The sequence below is a fragment of the Oleiphilus sp. HI0125 genome (genome assembly GCF_001635355.1).
Genome location: NZ_LWGF01001506.1, coordinates 1 through 895, shown reverse-complemented (window position 1 = coordinate 895; position 895 = coordinate 1). Strand labels below are relative to the sequence as shown.

Below are 895 nucleotides of genomic sequence, written 5' to 3'. Positions count from 1 at the left end.
AATCAAACGCTGACTCTGCTTTCGGGCTTCTTCCTGTGCCAGGTAGAAATTCACGTTTTATCCTTAAAACAGTTTTTAGAAACTAACTTTAGGGGCCTGCTGAATTGCTGCTGAGTCTTCAAACTCTAACAACGCTGCATCTTTGCTGTGACCAAAGGTTGGTGCGAAAAAGTTGTTCGGGAAACTTTGACGAAACACATTGTAGTGTGTGACGGAATCATTAAACGCTTGGCGCGCAAATGAGATTCGGTTTTCAGTAGAAGTGAGCTCTTCGGTAAGTTGTGCAACATTCTCATTGGCTTTTAACTCTGGATACGCTTCCACCGCAACATTAAGCACACCGAGAGCAGATTGAAGCATGCCTTCGCCCGATGCTAATTTGCCTAACGCTGAGGCACTCGCGGGATTTTGAGACGCAGCCTTCAAACCGGCAAGTGCGGTGTTTCGAGCACTAATCACAGCCTCAAGCGTTTCTTTCTCATGGCTTAAATACGCCTTAGTTGCTTCAACCAAGTTAGGGATCAAATCGTAGCGTCGCTTTAATTGCACCTCAATTTGCGAAAAGGCATTTTCATATTGATTTTTGAACGCGACTAAATTGTTGTAGATGCGAACGATATAAAAAACAACAAAGATCAGAACGATCCATGAAATGATGGTTGAAACTTCCATAAGACACTCTCCTTAAAGTAATTACTTAAGACTAGATGACTTATGGAAGTCTGTGTAGCGTGACACGCAACTAAGATAGAGATTAGCGTCACATGCTAAACACTGATGAATTATTGTACTTCTTGATACGCCCAAGCTAACCAAGGCATTAAGGCCTCAACGTCACTCGCCTCTACCGTCGCGCCACACCAAATACGCAAACCATCTGGCGCGTCACGATAAG

The 895-nt window shown here is 43.8% G+C and carries 1 protein-coding gene; it reads right to left on the bottom strand.

Going from position 1 to position 895, the window contains the following annotated elements:
- Window positions 1–75: 75 nt before the first annotated feature.
- Window positions 76–672 carry a LemA family protein gene (locus tag A3762_RS25290; RefSeq protein WP_068754103.1) on the bottom strand — a complete coding sequence of 199 codons (597 nt, stop codon included), beginning with the start codon at window positions 670–672 and terminating at the stop codon, window positions 76–78.
- Between the last annotated feature and the right edge of the window lie 223 nt (window positions 673–895).